General features: G+C 56.3%; 1 protein-coding gene. It reads right to left on the bottom strand.

Annotation, left to right across the window (positions count from 1 at the left end; all coding sequences use genetic code 11):
* The coding region (locus EXE42_RS18770) for a hypothetical protein (protein ID WP_158293737.1) at positions 1–1,100 on the bottom strand (1,100 nt) is incomplete at both ends.

Here is a 1,100-nt window from a genome sequence, read left to right as displayed (position 1 = left end):
TCCGCCACGATCCGAGAACATCATGGGATACGAGTGCTGGATGGTACACCGCGCCTAGCACATCGTTACCACTCCCGTCGTGGCTTACGATAAACCGACGAGGACGGTCGCTCGTATGGCCCAATGTGTATGTTCCACCGCCGCTCCCCGATACCCAATCCGTATATGCGAAAGTGGAGTACTGGTGTTTCAGAGCGGCGTTTACACGGGCGAAACGACCGAGGGGAGCCTGAAGTCGATGACCGTACGCGCCACCCTGTCCGTCGAACGTCCGCTCCATGTAGAGCGCGGGGTTCACACCCGACTTGAGCAACGTGAGGAGCGACTGCTCGCCCTGCGTGGCCTCGTCGGTGACGGGCGCCGTCGCGTACTCGGCGCGGGGGGCGTTCGTCGGCGCCTCCTGTGGACCCGTGTGGACCGCACCCGAGGGCGTGACCTCGTTGCCTAACTCGGTCGTCCCCTTCTGTGTCTCCGTGAGGTAATCTTCGATGGGGCGCTTGACATGAGCCGAGTCAAAGTACATCTCCGAACTGCTGTTCCCATTAGCAACAAAGCCAACCCCCCTTGCTGCTGTGGGATTCGTCCAATCTTCAGGAGAACTTTCAATTACGGAGAGCAGACTACCTGTGCTGTCGTAAAGGTATGCGTCCACCCCACCGTCATCTTTCCAATCAAAAACAACCTCAAGCCACTCATTGAGATGTGAGGAAACAGGAGCGTCAACAGCAGTAATATTTCGGAATGTACCACTCGCCGTTTCGTGGAACTGAAGAACATCAGAGCTTGCCTCAACAGATACGTCCTTATAATCTCCACTAGCACCGTTCGCGGAGAACCGTATTGTTGGATTATCGCTTGTCGAAGTGAGCAGGATGCTGACGGAGAACGTATCAGAAGGTTGTGGGTAGTTTTTCAGGCCGCGAGATGACACCAAGACTTGAGGGTTCGAGTCTGTGATACCTTGTAGCGCGTATTCTCCACTCTCGGCAGTCGTCGGCTGAACTTTGAACTGGCCTGTATCACCTTCCCACACATCAGTGTCCAGCGCCCCTGACTCCCAGTCTTCGACAGTCAGTTCACGGACTTGCGGCTCCGCATCC

Source organism: Halorubrum sp. SP3, from assembly GCF_005435195.1.
Classification (GTDB): Archaea; Halobacteriota; Halobacteria; order Halobacteriales; family Haloferacaceae; genus Halorubrum; species Halorubrum sodomense.
Note: the sequence above shows the minus strand (reverse complement) of the source record. Positions and strands in the feature narration are given on the sequence as shown.